At 64.6% G+C, this 16889-nt stretch carries 23 protein-coding genes; 8 read left to right on the top strand and 15 right to left on the bottom strand.

From position 1 onward, the window contains the following. Window positions 1-5 precede the first annotated feature (5 nt). Genes RB623_RS09010 through hisB form a run of 6 tightly spaced genes read right to left on the bottom strand, consistent with a single transcriptional unit; the run spans window position 6 to window position 3615 of the window. Complete coding sequence (locus tag RB623_RS09010; protein ID WP_308056439.1) at window positions 6-842, bottom strand: arginase family protein; 837 nt, start codon at window positions 840-842, stop codon at window positions 6-8. Between the two features lie 11 nt (window positions 843-853). After that, window positions 854-1582 carry a 1-(5-phosphoribosyl)-5-[(5-phosphoribosylamino)methylideneamino]imidazole-4-carboxamide isomerase gene (gene hisA, locus RB623_RS09005; protein ID WP_308056438.1) on the bottom strand — a complete coding sequence of 243 codons (729 nt, stop codon included), beginning with the start codon at window positions 1580-1582 and terminating at the stop codon, window positions 854-856. A 4-nt stretch (window positions 1583-1586) separates the two neighbouring features. After that, window positions 1587-1877, bottom strand: coding sequence for a DUF1330 domain-containing protein (locus RB623_RS09000; RefSeq protein ID WP_308056437.1), 291 nt, complete (start codon window positions 1875-1877; stop codon window positions 1587-1589). Then, window positions 1874-2524, bottom strand: a complete 651-nt coding sequence (gene hisH / locus RB623_RS08995) for an imidazole glycerol phosphate synthase subunit HisH (protein ID WP_308056436.1) — start codon at window positions 2522-2524, stop codon at window positions 1874-1876. Before hisH ends, RB623_RS09000 begins: the two co-directional genes overlap by 4 nt. Then, window positions 2524-3012, bottom strand: coding sequence for a DUF2628 domain-containing protein (locus RB623_RS08990; RefSeq protein ID WP_308056435.1), 489 nt, complete (start codon window positions 3010-3012; stop codon window positions 2524-2526). Before RB623_RS08990 ends, hisH begins: the two co-directional genes overlap by 1 nt. A 3-nt stretch (window positions 3013-3015) precedes the next feature. Then, a complete protein-coding gene (hisB, locus tag RB623_RS08985) occupies window positions 3016-3615 on the bottom strand; it encodes an imidazoleglycerol-phosphate dehydratase HisB (RefSeq protein WP_308056434.1) in 600 nt (199 codons plus the stop codon). A 576-nt stretch (window positions 3616-4191) separates the two neighbouring features. Here hisB and RB623_RS08980 point away from each other — a divergent pair. From RB623_RS08980 to RB623_RS08955, 6 genes are all read left to right on the top strand, one after another. Beyond that, window positions 4192-4539 carry a hypothetical protein gene (locus RB623_RS08980; RefSeq protein WP_308056433.1) on the top strand — a complete coding sequence of 116 codons (348 nt, stop codon included), beginning with the start codon at window positions 4192-4194 and terminating at the stop codon, window positions 4537-4539. 214 nt (window positions 4540-4753) lie between these two features. Then, entirely contained in the window at window positions 4754-5302 is a 549-nt protein-coding gene (gene hslV / locus RB623_RS08975; RefSeq protein WP_308056432.1) for an ATP-dependent protease subunit HslV, read from the top strand. Next, entirely contained in the window at window positions 5292-5807 is a 516-nt protein-coding gene (locus tag RB623_RS08970; protein WP_308056431.1) for a GNAT family N-acetyltransferase, read from the top strand. Before hslV ends, RB623_RS08970 begins: the two co-directional genes overlap by 11 nt. Window positions 5808-5812: 5 nt before the next feature. After that, window positions 5813-6412 (top strand): DUF2585 domain-containing protein, encoded by a 600-nt coding sequence (locus tag RB623_RS08965; protein WP_308056546.1) that lies wholly within the window; start codon window positions 5813-5815, stop codon window positions 6410-6412. Window positions 6413-6420: 8 nt separating this feature from the next. Next, complete coding sequence (gene hslU / locus RB623_RS08960; RefSeq protein WP_308056430.1) at window positions 6421-7734, top strand: ATP-dependent protease ATPase subunit HslU; 1314 nt, start codon at window positions 6421-6423, stop codon at window positions 7732-7734. Between the two features lie 167 nt (window positions 7735-7901). Next, on the top strand, window positions 7902-8837 hold the full coding sequence (locus RB623_RS08955) for a DUF1402 family protein (RefSeq protein ID WP_308056545.1): 936 nt from the start codon (window positions 7902-7904) through the stop codon (window positions 8835-8837). Here RB623_RS08955 and RB623_RS08950 read toward each other — a convergent pair. Genes RB623_RS08950 through RB623_RS08935 form a run of 4 tightly spaced genes read right to left on the bottom strand, consistent with a single transcriptional unit; the run spans window position 8834 to window position 11576 of the window. Then, complete coding sequence (locus RB623_RS08950; RefSeq protein WP_308056429.1) at window positions 8834-9202, bottom strand: helix-turn-helix domain-containing protein; 369 nt, start codon at window positions 9200-9202, stop codon at window positions 8834-8836. The genes RB623_RS08955 and RB623_RS08950 overlap by 4 nt on opposite strands. Then, window positions 9199-9747, bottom strand: coding sequence for a Smr/MutS family protein (locus tag RB623_RS08945; RefSeq protein WP_308056428.1), 549 nt, complete (start codon window positions 9745-9747; stop codon window positions 9199-9201). Before RB623_RS08945 ends, RB623_RS08950 begins: the two co-directional genes overlap by 4 nt. Next, on the bottom strand, window positions 9744-10853 hold the full coding sequence (locus RB623_RS08940; RefSeq protein WP_308056427.1) for a murein transglycosylase A: 1110 nt from the start codon (window positions 10851-10853) through the stop codon (window positions 9744-9746). The genes RB623_RS08945 and RB623_RS08940 overlap by 4 nt, the downstream gene beginning before the upstream one ends. 21 nt (window positions 10854-10874) lie before the next feature. Then, window positions 10875-11576, bottom strand: coding sequence for a Tim44/TimA family putative adaptor protein (locus RB623_RS08935; protein ID WP_308056426.1), 702 nt, complete (start codon window positions 11574-11576; stop codon window positions 10875-10877). Between the two features lie 183 nt (window positions 11577-11759). Between RB623_RS08935 and RB623_RS08930 the strand changes: the two genes are divergently transcribed. Then, a complete protein-coding gene (locus RB623_RS08930) occupies window positions 11760-12254 on the top strand; it encodes an FxsA family protein (RefSeq protein ID WP_374121657.1) in 495 nt (164 codons plus the stop codon). Window positions 12255-12339: 85 nt separating this feature from the next. Beyond that, complete coding sequence (gene secB / locus RB623_RS08925) at window positions 12340-12843, top strand: protein-export chaperone SecB (protein ID WP_308056425.1); 504 nt, start codon at window positions 12340-12342, stop codon at window positions 12841-12843. On the opposite strand, the gene dnaQ is transcribed toward secB, so the two are convergent. The 5 genes from dnaQ to RB623_RS08900 form a co-directional block, all read right to left on the bottom strand. After that, window positions 12836-13561, bottom strand: coding sequence for a DNA polymerase III subunit epsilon (gene dnaQ, locus RB623_RS08920; RefSeq protein ID WP_308056424.1), 726 nt, complete (start codon window positions 13559-13561; stop codon window positions 12836-12838). The genes secB and dnaQ overlap by 8 nt on opposite strands. 88 nt (window positions 13562-13649) lie before the next feature. Next, on the bottom strand, window positions 13650-14234 hold the full coding sequence (gene coaE / locus RB623_RS08915; RefSeq protein ID WP_308056423.1) for a dephospho-CoA kinase: 585 nt from the start codon (window positions 14232-14234) through the stop codon (window positions 13650-13652). Continuing rightward, the gene (locus RB623_RS08910; RefSeq protein WP_308056422.1) at window positions 14231-15079 is read right to left on the bottom strand and encodes a shikimate dehydrogenase; all 849 of its coding nucleotides are present in this window, start codon (window positions 15077-15079) and stop codon (window positions 14231-14233) included. The genes coaE and RB623_RS08910 overlap by 4 nt, the downstream gene beginning before the upstream one ends. Beyond that, complete coding sequence (locus tag RB623_RS08905) at window positions 15072-15671, bottom strand: Maf-like protein (RefSeq protein ID WP_308056421.1); 600 nt, start codon at window positions 15669-15671, stop codon at window positions 15072-15074. The genes RB623_RS08910 and RB623_RS08905 overlap by 8 nt, the downstream gene beginning before the upstream one ends. Before the next feature lie 28 nt (window positions 15672-15699). Next, window positions 15700-16617: a pyruvate, water dikinase regulatory protein gene (locus RB623_RS08900; RefSeq protein WP_374121660.1), complete on the bottom strand. Its 918-nt coding sequence runs from the start codon at window positions 16615-16617 to the stop codon at window positions 15700-15702. Between the last annotated feature and the right edge of the window lie 272 nt (window positions 16618-16889).

Raw genomic sequence — 16889 nt, 5'->3', positions numbered from 1 at the left:
ATCTATCAAATCCGCTCCAGCGCCGCCAGAAAATCGATCAGCAGCTCGCCCACCAGCGGCGGCACCTCGGCCTTGGCGTCGAAGGCCGGATCGTAGGCGGTCAGCGTCAGGCCGGCGATGGGGATCGAGCGGGCGATGCCGCAGGCCATGCGGCGAACCTCCTGCGGGCCGGGACCGCCGGGCGCCGTGTATCGGTTCACCTGCAGGGTCTTGGGGTCGTGCACGTCGAGGTCGAGATGCAGATGGGTGCGGCCGACGCCTGCCGCCTTGAGTTTTGCGACCTTCTCGACCGCTTCGCCGCAGCCGGCGCGGATAATCGGCAGTCTGTCGAGCGCCACCTTCTCCTCGGGATCGAGGTCGCGGGCGTCGACCAGCATGCAGCGGGCCGGATCGAGCGGACGAAAGCCGGGAATGCTCGCCGCCATCGGCTTCCAGCAAAGCCCCAGCGCCACGGCCAGCGCCATGCCGTCGAGGAAGCCGTGGATCGAGGTTTCCGGCGTGTTGACGTCGCCGTGCTGATCGACCCAGACGACCGAGTCCGCCGCCTCGCCGGCCATGGCGCCCAGCGCCGTCAGGCAGTTGCCCGCCAGCACGATCGGGAAGCGCCCTTCTGCGACGCTGGCGTCGACCTTGCCGGCGACCGCCCGGCAGACGGCAAAACCCTGCGCGATCTCGCGGCGTGGCGGCGCGCCGATCTCGCCGATGTCGACGACGTCCACGTCGTGGCCGTTCAGCGCCAGCGCCTCAACGATGCCGCCGGCGATCAGCGCCTCCGGGCCCTGGCCGAAGCCGACATGGTAGTGGCCGCTGTCATAGGGCGCGGTGATGATCGAAAGTTTCATGTCTGCCTCTTTCAGGCGGCGCGCAGCAGCGCGAGCGCCTCTTTCGGGTCGATGCGGCCGTCATAAAGCGCGCGGCCGGAGATCGCGCCTTCCAGCTTTTTCGCATCCGCCATGGTCAGGCGGCGGATGTCGGCCAGCGAGGCCAGCCCGCCGGACGCGATGACGGGAATGGAAACCGCCTCGGCCAGCGCGATGGTGGCCTCCCAGTTGATACCGGCAAGCACGCCGTCGCGGTCGATGTCGGTGTAGATGATCGCCGCCACGCCGGCGCCCTCGAATTTTTTCGCCAGCTCGACGGCGCCGAGCGACGAGGCCTCGGCCCATCCCTCGACCGCCACCTTGCCGCCGCGGGCGTCGATGCCGACGGCGATCTTTCCGGGGAACAGCCGGCAGGCCTGCTTCACCAGTTCCGGATCGCGCACCGCGACCGTGCCGAGGATCACGCGCGCCAGCCCCTTTTCCAGCCAGGCCTCGACATGCGCCAAGGTGCGGATGCCGCCGCCGAGCTGCACCGGATTTTTTGTCGCGCCTAGAATCGCCTCCACGGCCACACCGTTGCGGCTCTCGCCGGCAAAGGCGCCGTCGAGGTCGACGACATGCAGCCATTCGAAACCCTGCTCCTCGAAGCTTTTGGCCTGCGCCGCCGGGTCGGTGTTGTAGACGGTGGCCTGGTCCATGTCGCCCAGCTTGAGGCGCACGCACTGCCCGCCCTTAAGGTCGATGGCCGGGAAAAGGATCATTTTGTCACGCGCCTTCGACGATGACGAAATGGCCGGTCGACGCCGCCAGCCGGTATTTCAGCGCCTCCTGGTATTCCGGCGAATTATAGCAGGCGAGCGCCGTCTCGTAGGAATCGAACTCGACGACCACATGCCGGTTGCCGGTCGGGGCTTCCGGATTGGAGTATTGCCCTGCCCGCACCGGGAATTTCGCGCCAAATTTAGCGAAAGGCGCCGCATTGGCCGCGATGTATTTCTTGTACGTCTCGGGATCGGTGACGTCGACCAGAGCGATCCAGTAACCCTTCTTGCTCATGGCCTCCACCTCAAAAAATTGGCGATCAGGGCCAGGCCAAGCGCCTGGCTTTTTTCCGGATGGAACTGCGTGCCGGCAAAATTGTCGCGGCCGACGGCGGCGGTCACCGGGCCGCCATAGTCGGTTAGCGCCAGAACCTCATCTTCATGCAGAGATTCAAGATGGTAGGAATGCACGAAATAGGCGTGCAGGCCGTCGTCGCCGGTGCGGATTCCGTCGAACAGCGGATGGGAATGTTTCACGTGAATCGTGTTCCAGCCGATCTGCGGGATTTTCAGCACCGGGTCGGCAGGCTCGATCTCTTTCACGTCGCCGGCGATCCAGCCGAAGCCGCGGGTCACCGTCTTCTCCAGTCCGCGCTCGGACATCAGTTGCATGCCGACGCAGATACCAAGAAAAGGCCGCGCCTTGCGGAGCGCGACCTCCTCGACCGCCTCCCACATGCCGTCGACGGCGCGCAGGCCGGCGGCGCAATCGGCATAGGCGCCGACGCCCGGCAGCACGATGCGATCCGCGCTGCGCACACGCTCCGCATCCGCCGTCAGGTCGATCTCGGCGGCGATGCCGGCTTCCCGCGCCGCGCGCTCAAAAGCCTTGGTGGCCGAGCGGAGGTTGCCCGAGCCGTAGTCGATGATGGCGACGCGCATCAGCTTCGTCCCGGATAGCTGAACAGCCCAAGCGCCGGACCGTCGGCGAAGCGCTGCGGCCTTGCGGCCCATGGGGCGTCGGCGGGTGGAAGGACGTCGCCTTGCTTTTCATCGCCGTCGAACACGGCCGCCGCATAGCGGATCTCGGCGTCGGCGATACTGTCGGCCTCCAGCACGCCCCACTCGCGCCAGCCGCGGCGGCGCAACGCCGCCAGCCGAAGTGCCGCGCCCTCCAGGCCGACATAGATCGACAGAAGCAGCGACAGAATCGAGCCGGCCGGGCCGAGACCGAGCACTTCGGTCAGCCCGGCAATGCCGAACATCGTGGCGAAGGCGAGGACCGCCTCGATTATGAGCCCGTGCCAGAGCAGCCAGAACGGCGGAAAGATGAACCCGAGCAGCGCAAATCCGTCGCGCACGATCCGCGCCTGCGCGGCCGCGTCGCCCGCAAGCGCGTCGGCCGGTTCCATCACGACGAAACGTGCCATGACCTACCCCTTCAGGCTGCCCTTGGTGGACGGCACCGCGTCCGGCTGGCGCGGGTCTCGCTCGAGGGCGGCGCGCAGCACGCGCGCCACCGCCTTGAAGCAGGTCTCGGCGATATGGTGGTTGTTGGCGCCGTAGAGGTTTGTGACGTGCAGCGTGATGCCGGCATTCTGCGCGAAGGCATGAAAAAACTCGCGCACCAGTTCGGTATCGAAGGTGCCGACCTTCGGCGCCGAGAACGGCACGTTCCAGACGAGATACGGCCGGCCCGACACATCGATAGCCGCGCGTGTAAGAGTCTCGTCCATGGCGAGGTCGATCGAGGCGTAGCGCATGATGCCCTTGCGTTCGCCCAGCGCCTTCGATAGCGCCTGGCCGAGCGCGATGCCGGTGTCCTCCACCGTGTGGTGGTCGTCGATATGCAGATCACCCTCGGCGCGCACCTTCATGTCGATCAGCGAATGGCGGCAGAGCTGGTCGAGCATGTGGTCGAAGAAGTCGACGCCGGTGGCGATCTCGCCCTTGCCCGTGCCATCGACATCGATCGACACTGCGATACGCGTCTCCTTGGTCGAGCGGCTGATTTCGGCGGTTCGGGTGGCCATGGAGAGTCCCGTGGTTGGCGAAAACGCGAGCCTTGTAACAGCATGGTCAGGGGGAATCAAAGCCGCCCATATTACAGGCCCTGAGCAGGGGGATAACTTATCGCGCTTCTTCAAAAAACAGCGATGCCTCAAGGCCTCCACTGGAAGCAAAAGTGAACGGTCTCCGCCACTTACCGCGATAGCCGATCTCCCCTGGATAAGTTTTTTTCCAGATTTTTCGACGGCTTTATCCCTCCTGCTTCAGGCTCCCGCATAATCCCTGCCATCGCTCTCGCGGGAAACCTGGTGCGCACCGGGTATCAGGGGAGAGCGACGGCGCCGGGGTGGCCGCGTAACGGTGCGCGGCTGGGCAAGAGCCTAAAGACCCGGGCCCCAGACCGCGACGACACGCTCCGGAACGAGTGAGCGGTATCAGCGGTCGGGCAAGAACGCCGGCGGGGCGCGAAAGTCGCGCCACGTTTCTAACTTTTGAGAGGCTCGGCCTCGCGCCCCGCTTCCCAACTTCAATCAATGGCCAGACTGCGAAAGCAGGGCGTGGCGACGGCGAAACACGCGCCGAACCCGAAAGGACCTTTCATGGATGACGATATCGAGAACGACGATGCAGACACCTGGCGCATTCACTGGACCTGGGATGTGCTGCCGCCCTCCACCCGCGAGGCGATGGCGGATGCGCTGCGCCTCGCCGCCACGGCGGGCGGCGCGCCGGCGCGCTGCCGCCGCAAGGATTGCAAGCAGGCGCACCGATGCAGCTTCAAGCTGGACAAGCACGGCGACGGCATCTGCCTTGGCGGCATCACGGACGAGATGGTCCGCGAGGCTGCGCTCATGCTGAAATACTCGGCCGACCTCTGGAGGAAGTACGGGCCGACCTGGAGAGAGATCCTCGATGCCGAGAAGAAGCTTCGCGACGCGAAGTTCTGAGGAATTCCGGGGACAGTTTACTTAATTCCGCAGAAAGGCGCGGCGCTTCGGGGTTGATGCGAGCGGAACTAGGTAAACTGTCCCCGGAATTACCGTTCCCCGGGGGCGCCGGCGGCAATTTGCATTCCATTCGCGACTGCATACATATGGCGCTTCATACCCTCGTATCGCGCGGATCGCCGCTGACCGGGACCGCGCGGAATCGGAGCAAGACATGTCGAACGAACTGACCATGCACGCCACCACGATCGTGACGGTGCGCAAGGGAGGAAAAGTCGTGATTGCCGGCGACGGCCAGGTCAGCCTCGGCCAGACGATCATGAAGGGTAACGCCAAGAAGGTCCGCCGCATCGGCAAGGGCAATGTCATCGCCGGCTTCGCCGGAGCGACCGCCGACGCCTTCACCCTGCTTGAGCGGCTGGAGGCGAAACTCGAACAATACCCGGACCAGCTCACCCGCGCCTGCGTCGAACTCGCCAAGGACTGGCGCACCGACCGCTATCTGCGCCGGCTTGAGGCGATGATGCTGGTCGCCGACAAAAGCGTCTCACTGGCGCTGACCGGCACCGGTGACGTGCTGGAACCCGAGCACGGCGTGATGGCCATCGGCTCCGGCGGCAACTATGCGCTGGCCGCAGCGCGCGCGCTGATGGACACCGACAAGGACGCCGAGGAGATCGCCCGCAAGGCGATGCAGATCGCCGGCGACATCTGCGTCTACACCAACCACAGCATCGTGGTCGAAACCATCGATGCCGCGTGAGCCAGGAATCCGCTATCGCTTCCGGCCGGTGACCGAAAAGGATTTACCCCTGCTCGGCCGCTGGCTGCGCGAGCCGCATGTGGCCGAATGGTGGGACGATCCTGACGAGGAGCTTGCGGCGATCCGCGAGCACATGGATTCGATCTCGGTCGAACCGCTGATCGTCGAGCTCGACGGAAAACCGATCGGCTATCTCCAGACCTACGACCCTCATCTCGAAGACGGCCATCCCTATGCCGACCAGCCTTTCGGCACGCTCGGTCTCGACCTGTCGATCGGCGAGCCGGAACTGGTCGGCGTCGGCCACGGCTCGGCGCTGCTGCGGCAGTTCGTCGACGAGCTGTTCGCCGAAGGCGCGCCGCGCGTCGTCATCGATCCGGATCCGTCAAACATCCGGGCGATCAGGGCTTATGAAAAGGCCGGGTTCTCGCCTGTCGGCGAAAGGACCTCGATCTACGGGCATGTTATGCTGATGGCGCGTGACAACGAGGAGATCGAGACGTGACCAGCATCGCCCCGTTGCCGGACTCCGAGACGGCGGTCACGCACAGGAAGGTATTTCTCGCCGGCCTGCTGCTGTCCGCCGCGCTGATCGCGGCTCAGGGCATCGCGCTCTACCTGATGGGCCAGCCGCTCATATGCAAATGCGGATATGTGAAACTCTGGCATGGCGTCGTGCAGAGCAGCGAGAACAGCCAGCATCTTGCCGACTGGTACACATTCTCGCACATCATCCACGGTTTCCTGTTCTACGGCCTGTTCTGGCTGGTCATGCCGCGCGTCAACGTCGGGCTGCGGCTCGTCGGCGCGGTGATCGTCGAAGCGGGCTGGGAGCTTCTCGAAAACACCGACCTGATCATCAACCGCTATCGGGAATCGACGATCTCGCTCGACTATTTCGGCGACAGCGTCATCAACTCGGTGTCCGACACGCTGTGGATGGTGCTGGGTTTTGCGATGGCCGCACGGCTTCCTATATGGATGACAGTGGCGCTGGCGATCACCTTCGAACTGGCCGTCGGCTACATCATCCGCGACAACCTTACCCTCAACATCATCATGCTGCTGTACCCGCTGGACGCGATCAAGCAGTGGCAAAGTGGATTGTAAGAAGTACCATGACCACCTTCTCTCCCCGCGAAATCGTCTCCGAACTCGACCGCTACATCATCGGCCAGAAGGACGCCAAGCGCGCCGTGGCGATCGCGCTGCGCAACCGCTGGCGCCGCCAGCAACTGGAAGGCCAGATGCGCGAGGAGGTGATGCCGAAGAACATCCTGATGATCGGCCCGACCGGCGTCGGCAAGACCGAGATTTCCCGCCGCCTGGCAAAGCTGGCCGGCGCACCCTTCATCAAGGTCGAGGCGACGAAATTCACCGAGGTCGGCTATGTCGGCCGCGACGTCGAGCAGATCGTCCGCGACCTGGTCGAGGCGGCGATCGGCCTGACGCGCGACAAGATGCGTGAGGACGTGAAGGCCCGCGCCCACATCAACGCCGAGGAACGTGTGCTGGAGGCGCTGGTCGGCAAGACGGCCTCCCCTGCCACCCGCGATAGTTTCCGCAAGAAGCTGCGCGACGGCGAGATGGACGACAAGGAGATCGAGATCGAAGTGGCCGACACCGGCAGCGGCGGCATGCCGAGCTTCGAGATCCCCGGCATGCCGGGCGCAAACATCGGCGTGATGAACATCAACGACATGCTGTCCAAGGCCATGGGCGGCAAGCGCACCAAGACGCGCAAGACCACGGTCAAGGAGTCCTACGACCTCTTGATCAACGACGAGTCCGACAAGCTGCTCGACCAGGACGAGGTGGTGCGGCGCGCGCTGGAATCGGCGGAGAATGACGGCATCGTCTTCATCGACGAGATCGACAAGGTGGCCGCGCGCCAGGACGGCATCTCGGGCGGACCTTCTCGCGAAGGCGTGCAGCGCGACCTGCTGCCGCTCGTCGAAGGCACGACCGTGGCGACGAAATACGGGCCGATCAAGACCGACCATATTCTCTTCATCGCTTCGGGCGCCTTCCACGTGTCGAAGCCGTCCGACCTGCTGCCGGAATTGCAGGGCCGCCTGCCGATCCGCGTCGAACTGCGTGCGCTGGAGAAGGAGGATTTCCGCCGCATCCTCACCGAGACGGAAGCTAGCCTGATCAAGCAGTACATCGCGCTGATGCAAACCGAGGGCGTCGAACTCGATTTCACCGAGGATGCCATCGACTCCCTCGCCGGCATCGCCGTCGATCTCAACGCCAGCGTCGAAAACATCGGCGCTCGCCGGCTCCAGACGGTGATGGAGCGGGTGCTGGACGAGATCTCCTTCACCGCCACCGACCAGGGCGGCACAAAAGTGACGATCGACGCCGCCTATGTGCAGAAGCACGTCGGCGACCTCTCGAGGAACACGGATCTGTCGCGGTTCATCCTTTGAGGAGCTGACGCCAAGGTGCAGCGAATCCGGCGCCGGGGCAGGCCGGCAAACGCAATCGGCAGAAAGCGCTCGACGGATACGGGCGCTTTCCCTACCTTGTCCCGTCAAAGACAGGGCTCGGGCGCGTGCAAAACCTCCTCAGACAGTTCATCCACCATCTGGCGGCCATGGCGGTCGCGATCGGCATCGGCCTGTCGGCGGCGTCCGCCCAGACCGTCGTGCCACCCGGCAACAGCATGGCCGAGCAGCCGCCGATCCCAGGCGCCTCGACCAAGCGCACCAAATCCAGCGGCACCACCTTCGAGCGCAAATACCGCAAGGTCTATGGCCTGCTGAAGAACGACGCCAAGCTGCGGACCAAGATCAAGCAGCAGGCGGCCGCCTACGGCATCGACCCGATGCACATCGTCGGCGCCATCGTCGGCGAGCACACCTATAATGTCGACGCCTACGACCGGCTCCAGACCTACTACGTCAAGGCGGTCTCCTATCTCTCCAGCAAGCTGCATTTCGCCTATGACGGCGAGGAGGTCACCGACTTCATCCAGCGGCCGCAGTTCCAGGTCTGCGCCGACAAGACCGGCAGCTACGCGCTGTGGACTTGCCGCGAGCGTGTCTGGAACAGCGAGTTTCGCGGCCAGGCCGTCAACGGCCAGTCCTTCCCCAACAACCGCTTCAGCGCAGTGTTCTTCCAGCCCTTCTATGCCGGCCAGACTTTCGGCATCGGTCAGTTGAACCCGCTGACGGCGCTACAGATGAGCGATCTTGTCAGCCGCGTCTCCGGCTTCCCGCCGCTCGACGCGTCCAACCCGAACCAAGTTTACGAGACGATCATGGACCCGGACCTGACGCTCGCCTATGTCGCGGCGACGCTGAAAATGTCGATCGACAGCTATCGCAAGATAGCCGGCTTCGACATTTCCCAGAACCCCGGCATCACCGCCACGCTTTATAATGTCGGTGATCCCGAGGGCCGCGCCTATGCGCTGCGGGCCGAGAACGAGGCCCGCGCTGCCAAAGGCGAGGAACCGCGCATGCCCGAGGTCAACTATTACGGCTGGCTGGTCAACGATAAGCTTCCGGAGCTGCGGGCGCTGTTCTAACCCTTGCGCCTGAGCGCTTCCTCGAGCGTCGCATCAAGCGAAGCGAGGTCGGCTCCGTCGAGCCGGCGGATGGTTCCGGCGAGCTTGTTTGCAAAGGCAGTCGCCTGCGGCGACAGCCCGGCCGTGTCGACGACGATACGTGGATGAGAATTCCAGGCGAGCTTTTCCAGCTCCTCGGCGTCGTCCCAGATGACGTTGAAATAGCCGATGATCTTCTGCACCATCGGCCAGCCCGGCGCGCCGCGGCGGCCATGCTCCAGCGCCGACAGATAGGCCGCGCTGACGCCGAGCGCGGCGGCCATGTCCTTCTGGCTGACGCCGCGTTCGGTCCGCAGCGCCCGCATCTTCGCCCCGAACGGCGTCATCGCCGAACCTTCCGGCGCAGCCGCACGTAGAGCGCGCCGCCGCCGCCGTGATGCCTCGCGGCCGGATCGTGACTGCTCACCATGAGCCGGAACGGGGCGGTGGCCAGCCAGCCCGGCACCGCCCGCCGAAGCACGCCGTCGCCTCCCGACGCTGAACCCTTTCCGGTGATCACCAGCACGTAGCGGATGCCGTTCGAATAAGCCCGACCAAGGAAGGAAAGAAGCAGGCCGTAGGCTTCCTCCTGCGTCATTCCGTGCAGGTCGACGCGGCCCTCGATTTGCAGCCGCCCGGCGGCCAGCTTGTCGTGGGTCTGGCGGTCGAGCGGATTTTGCGCCAGCGGGTTGCGGCGCGGCGCGGCGGTGGCCGCGATTGGCCTCGGCGGCTCGGTCGGCGTCACCTGGGCCAGCGCTTCCGCCATGGAAATCGGTGCAAGCTCCGGCGCGGTCACCGGCTTGCGGCCCCTCAGCGGCGTCGCGCTGCGCGCCACCAGGTTCCAGAGGACGCGGTCCTCCTCGGTCAAGGCCTTCTCGGCGCGACGGCTCACGGCTGGCGGCCCTCGAAGAGGCCACGCGGGAGCAGCGCGAAAAAATCCGCGTCGTTGCGGACCACGCCGGCGATCTCGCCCGCCGCGTTGCCCGAACCGGCAAACAGGTCGCCGCGCGCCGGCCCGACGATCGCCGATCCCGTATCCTGCGCGATCATCAGGCGCCGGAACGGTCTTTGGTCGAAGGCCGTCAACTGCGGCGCGTCTATGTAGAAAGGCGTGCCAAAAGTGTGCAGCAGCCGGTCGACCGCCACCGAGCGGCCCGGCGTCAACGGCACCTTCGCCGCCGCCACGGGCCCGAGCGCCGGATCGTCGACCTCGGCCTCGCGGAAGAAGATGTAGGAGCGGTTCTGCCAAAGGATTTCGTCGACCCGCTCGGGATGAGCGGCGAACCATGCGCGGATCGACTGCATGGTCACTTGGGCCAGCGGGATTTCCCCTAGATCGGCCAGGATGCGGCCCGGTCCGGAAAAACGCTGTCCGCTTTTGGCCGCATAGGTGACGCGTCTGGTGTTTCCGTCTGGCATCCTGAGGCGGGCCGCGCCTTGCACATGGATGAAGAAAGCGTCCACCTTGTTTTCCAGCCAGGCGAGTTCCAGCCCCCTGCCCTGCAGTGCGCCCCGCTCGATCTCGCCGCGGTCGAAATATTCGACGATGCCGCCCTCCGTCTCGCGGCCGAAGGCGAGATAGGGGTCGAAGCCGGCTGGCCGGTTCAAATAATCAACGTCGACCAGGTCAGCCGGCCGCAAAAGCAGTGGAACGGCAAAATCCGGCGTCCGCACGGGAGACGCCTCGACTTCCGGCTCATAGAAACCGGTGACCAGGCCTTTTTCCGCTCCGTCCGGCTCTACCAGGGCAGGGACAAAATGCCTCTCGAAGAAGGAGCGCGCCTCGACGCGGCCCAGCGCGCCGGTCGCCCGCGCCTCCTCATAGGCGGGTGCAAACGCGCCGAAATCGACGCCGAGACCGCCGGTGCGGTAGGGTTTGGTCAGAGCCTGAAACGCAGAGCGGCGAAAAGCCTCGAATGCCGGACGCTGGTCGTCCTCGGTCCAGCCGGGAAGATCGTCATAGCCGACACGCCGGAAAAGGTTGGAAAGCGGCGGCATGGCGGCGTGCCCGGCGAGAAATCATTCTTCCTCTTCGGTGGCGACCAGCTTCCAGTTGGGGTCCTTGGAACGAGTGTCGCGGGCGAAGGTCCAGACGTCCTTGACCTCGGCGACGGTCTCGGGATCGCCGTCGATCACCTCGCCGGCCTTGTTGCGCGTAGCGGAGATAAGCTCGCTGACGATACGCAGCGTGATGTGGGCCTCGCCGCCCTTCATCTCGGCCGAAACGATATCGGCCTTGTCGATGCCGACGAAGGAGGACTGGATCTTTTCCGCGCGGCTCTCGCGATCGGCGATCGCCGCGACGAAACCGTCGAAAACCTCGCGCGACAGCAGGTTCTTCAGCGTCTTGCGGTCGCCGTCGGCGTAAGCCATCACGATCATCTCGTAGGCCATCTTGGCGCCTTCGACAAAGGCCTTGGGCTCGAACGACGGATCGGCGTCGCGGATGGCGCGCATACCCTTGTTGAGCTCGCTCGGCGGCGGAGCGAAGGCGTCGATCGCCACATAGGTCTCATCCGGCTCGCCCGGCGCCCGCTTGCGCGGCAACGAAACGACGTTGTCGGTCTTGGCCGGATCGGCATCGCGGCTGCGCCCGGCAGTGTAGGGATCGAAGGGGGGCCGCTCGTTGCCCGTCCGCCGGCCGAGCACATTGCGCAGCTGGAAGAAGATCACGACCGCCGCGACCAGGAAAAAGATAGTCCCGAAGTCGAAGAATTCCATCTCTTCCGCCAAACCATCCTTGGACGCGGCCGCCGGCCCATCAAGGACGCGACGACGAGGGTTGCAAGCGACTGATATAGATCGCAGGGTGCGATCATTCAAATCAAACGCTTGCATACCTATGTATGAAGCGATGCGCCAGCAGCAATTGGCCGGCGCGACAAAGACAACTTCGGACCGCTCGTGTATCGCCTGATCCCGCTCCTCTTCCTGTTTGTGCTGCCTCTGGCTGAAATCGCCGGTTTTGTCGTCGTCGGACGCGAAATCGGCGCGCTGGCCACGATCGCCCTCGTACTGGCAAGCGGCATAGCGGGATCGATCCTGCTGCGCTGGCAGGGTTTTGGCACGCTCGCCCGCTTGCGCGCCGACCTCGAGGCGGGACGCGACCCGGGCCGGCAGATGGCACACGGCGTGATGATCGTGTTTGCCGGCATCCTCCTGATTATCCCAGGCTTCATCACCGACATCGTCGGCATCCTGCTGTTCATCCCGCCGGTGCGCGATCTCGCCTGGCACTTCCTGCGCAGCCGCGTCCGCGTCGTCAGCAATTTCGGTATGTTCCGCGGCGGCGCCGGCGGGCCGCATACGAAGCGCGGCCCGACCATCGACCTCGGCGAGGACGACTATACGACGACCCGCAATCCGGATTCCCCCTGGCGGCGCATCGACGACCAGTAAACTTGTGTTGACCTGCCCACCATGCTAGCGAAGCCGCGATTTTGGACGGGCCGCGAGCGCGGCTGCAACGAAAGGACTGCGGCCGATGGCCATCAACGAGAACACGCCGGCGGGGACGGCGACCAACGGAAACGCCCAGGCGGCAAAACCCTCTCTCAACGTGCTTGCCCAGTATGTGAAGGATCTGTCCTTTGAGAGCCCCGGCGCGCCCAATTCGCTGCGCGGCCGCGACAAGGCTCCAGGCATCAACATCAACGTCAACGTCGCCGCCAATCCGCTCTCGGACAAGGAATTCGACGTCAATCTGACGCTGAACGCAAAAGCCTCGGCTGAGAAGGACGTGCTGTTCAACGTCGAGCTGGTTTATGGCGGCGTCTTTCGTATCGACGGTTTTCCGCAGGAGCACATGCTGCCGGTCCTGTTCATTGAATGCCCGCGGCTTCTGTTCCCCTTCGCGCGCCAGATCATCGCCGAAGCGACCCGCAATGGCGGCTTCCCGCCGCTGATGCTCGATCCGATCGACTTCGCGCAGATGTTCCAGCAGAAGCTGGCCGAGGATCAGGCCGCTTCCAAGGTCCAGGTCAGCTAACCGCTTCCGCCGGCTCCCTGGGGCCGGCAAGCTCAAGCCACAGCGATTTTTCGCCGAGCTGCGCGACGAGGCGCTGATGCGCCTCTCGTTCGGCAGCGGTGATCCGCGGCGCCAGCGGGCGCGGTCTTTCGCGGACGATCGTCTCCACCGCGTCGATGGCGATCTCGATGCTGGAAACCTCCACCGTCTCCAGCACCAGCGCAGCCTGCTTGCCGCCGATCAGTTCGATGTAGACTTCCGCCAGCAGTTCGGAGTCGAGCAACGCGCCGTGCTTGGTGCGGCGGCTGTTGTCGATGCCGTATCGTCGGCAGAGCGCGTCCAGCGAGTTCGGCCCCATCGGGTGTTTTCGACGCGCCAACGCCAGCGTGTCGGTAACCCGTTCCGGACCGATCGGCGGCATGCCGAGCCGCGCGAACTCGGCGTTGATGAAACCCATGTCGAAGCCGGCATTGTGGGCGACCAGCCGCGCCCCGTCGACGAAGGCTTGGAACTTTTCGGCGATCTCGGGAAAGGTCGGCTTGCCGGCAAGATCTGCATCGCTGATGCCGTGCACCGCCAGTGCGTCCGGATGCACCGGCCGGCCTTGCGCGTTGATGTATTCATGAAAGGTGCGCCCGGTTGGAAACCGGTTGTCGAGCTCAATCCCGCCGATTTCGATCACGCGGTCCTCGCGCGGGTCGAGCCCGGTGGTTTCCGTATCGAAGATGATCTCGCGCATGCGAATCGCGCCTTTCGGGAAGACTGGTGTCAGAAAACTTTCGGCTGGGACGTCGCGGACCGCAAGTATGCTCGAGAATCAGCGCCCGCTATCCCCCGACAAGATCGGTGACGATCGCCGCCACCGCCGCGCGAGCGCTGTCCATGCCAAGACCGGTGTCGATCAGATAGTCGGCCCGCCGGCGCTTTTCGGCATCGGGCACCTGCTTGGCGAGAATCGCCGCGAACTTCGCCTCGGTCATTCCTGGACGGGCAAGCACGCGCTGCCTCTGGATTTCCGGTTCGGCTGTGACAACGACCACCTTGTCCACGCGGTTTCGGCCGCCGGTCTCGAACAGCAGGGGAATGTCGAGAACAGCCAGCGGCGCGCCGGCCAGCCTATGCCGCGCCAGAAACGCGTCGGCGTCGGCGCGCACCAGCGGATGGACGATCGATTCCAGCTGTTTCAGTGCTTCTGGCTTGCCCAGCACATGTTTTGACAGCTCTGCACGGTCGATCGCACCGTCTTTCAGCGTGCCTGGAAATGCTGCTTCTACAAGCGGCGCCGCCTTGCCCGCATAGAGCCGGTGCACCGCGTCGTCCGAATCATGCACCGGTACGCCGGCTTCCGCGAACATGCGCGCCGTCGTCGACTTGCCCATGCCGATCGATCCGGTGAGGCCAAGAACGATCATGCCGCCTTCGCCAAAAGATCGTTGACGATCAGGTCGCGCAGCGCCGGCGTTACCTCCGGCCGGACGCCGAACCATTTTTCAAAACCAGGCACCGCCTGATACAGCAACATGCCCAGGCCGTCGACTGTTGCAAGTCCCCGCCGTCGCGCCGCGGCGAGGAGCGGCGTCTCCAGCGGCACGTAGACGATATCGGTCACCAGCGCATGACCGGGAAGCCGGCCGACATCGACCGGAAATTCGGTCTCGCCATGCATGCCGAGCGCGGTCGTGTTCACAAGCAGCGAGGCGTCGCCCAGTATCGCGTCGGTATCTTCAAAACCGTGTGCGGAAAACACCGGACCGAACTCGCCGGCCAACGCCCTTGCACGCGCGACGGTGCGGTTGACGATGCGGATGTCGGAAAATCCGCGTTCCCGCAGCGCATAGAGCACCGCCCGGGCCGCGCCGCCGGCGCCAAGCACGACCACAGGGCCGGGAACGGCGCTCCAGCCGGGCGCACGGTCGTCGAGGTTGGCGGCAAAGCCGTAAGCATCCGTGTTCGATCCGTGGAGCAAGCCATGCTCGACCCACAGCGTGTTCACGGCACCTATGTCCTGGGCCGCCTGATCGCGGCGATCGACGGCCGCGAAGGCAGCCTCCTTGTGCGGAATGGTCACGTTGCCGCCGGCGAAACGACCCGCCCGGACTGACGCGGCGAACTCGGCGAAGCCGGCCGGATCAACGTCGATCGCCTCATAGTTGCCGGCGAGACCATAGTGCTTCAGCCAGTGGCCATGGATTTTCGGCGAGCGCGAATGGGCGATCGGATGGCCGCAGACAAAAGCCTTTCGCAACGCCTCAGCCATCGATCGCACCCAGATTGCGGAGCGCGGCCAACACGGGCAGCAGCGGCAGGCCAACAATCGAAAAATAGTCGCCCTCGATCTTTTCGAAGAGCTGGATGCCCTCGCCCTCGATCTGGTAGGCCCCGACGCTCTGCAGCGCCTTGTGACCGACGCGCGCCAGATGCCTGCCGATGAACGCCGGTTCCAGCTTGCGCATCGTCAGCCCGGCGATCGAAACCGTGCTCCAGAAGGTTTCGCCATCGCGCACCAGCACGGCGGCACTATTCAACTGATGCGTCTTGCCCGATAGGGCCAGAAGATGCCGGCGCGCCGCCTCCATGTCCTTCGGCTTGTGGAAGATCTCGTCGCCGAGCGAAAGCGTCTGGTCGCATCCGAGTACCAGCACGCCGGGATTACGCTCGCTGACGTCAACGGCTTTCGCGACCGCCAGAACCTCCGCGACCTCGCCGGGCGTGGCGCCGGTGTCCTTGAGCGGCGCTTCGGCGGCCCGCTCGTCGATCTCCGGGGCGACAGCGATGAAATCGAGACCGGCATTGGCCAGCATCGCCTTTCGGAACGGGCTCGCGGAAGCAAGAATAAGGCGTTCGGCCATGGGATCACACCTGTTGTCGGCAGATCGCCTAACGCGTCTTGCCGCGCAGGGCAACGATTGCCGCCGCCGTCTCCTCGATCGACCTGCGGCTGACGTCGATCATAGGCCAGTTGTGGCGCGTGCAGATCTGCCGGGCGTAGGACAATTCCTCTGAAATGACCGAGCGGTCGACATAGGACTGCGTGTCAAAGCCGCCTGCCGAGCCCAGCATGCGATTCTGGCGCACCTGCGATACCCGTTCGGCGCTGGCCACCAGCCCGACGATCAGCGGCCGCGTCGCCTGGACGAGACTGTCGGGGATCGGAACGCCGAGCACGATCGGGATGTTGGCGGTCTTGATGCCGCGGTTCGCCAGATAGATGCTAGTCGGCGTCTTCGAGGTCCGCGAGATCCCGACCAGGACCACGTCGGCCGAATCGGCGTCCTCCGGCAACTGGCCGTCGTCGTGCTCCATGGTGAAGTTCAGTGCGTCGATGCGGCGGAAATAGTCGGCGTCCAGCACATGCTGGGCGCCCACACGCCGGCCTGCCGGAGTACCGAGATAGGATTGGAACACCGCCAGCACCGGCTCCAGCACCGACACGCAGGGGAGGCCCATTTGCGCGCTGCGCGAGTCGATCAGCCCCGCCAGTTGCTGGTCGACGATCGTGTAGAGCACGATCCCAGGTTCCTCCTCGATGTCCTCGAACACCTTGGCGAGCTGCCTTTCGGTACGGATCAGCGGATAGATGTGCTCGATGGCGCGCGCGTCCTTGTATTGCGCGGAGGCCGCGCGGCCGGCCGCCAACAGCGTCTCGCCGGTGGCGTCCGAAATCAGGTGCAGGTGGAAAAAACTCTGCGGTTTGTTCACCGGATACGTCTCGCCCTGTGGCCTGCTGTGGACAACCTGGCGCTGTCGGCAGGCAGCCTCGGGGGCGACTGTATCAGAAGCGGATTTGTCCACAATTCGCGGCGCTGTCGAAACGGCAAAGCCGGCGTGAACAACTCTGGGGACAATTTTTCCGCCTCGCCGCCGCTCCACCGCTGGTCGCCATTTGTGGCCGGCTTAGTCCTTGAACGGCAATCCCTTTTTCGACTTGTCCCCGCTATTGCCATTGTTCAGCTCAGGACGATGCGATTGTATGTCCGCTTGTTTCCGGGGCCGGCATGGGAACAAAACGGAATCATCGATTCCAACAGAGTCTTAGAATCAAAAGATTCCTTTAAAAAGGATTTAGG

Origin of the sequence: Mesorhizobium sp. LHD-90 (assembly GCF_030929505.1) — a bacterium.
In the GTDB taxonomy this organism is placed as follows: Bacteria; Pseudomonadota; Alphaproteobacteria; order Rhizobiales; family Rhizobiaceae; genus Kumtagia.
This window is presented reverse-complemented; position numbering and strand designations above follow the sequence as displayed.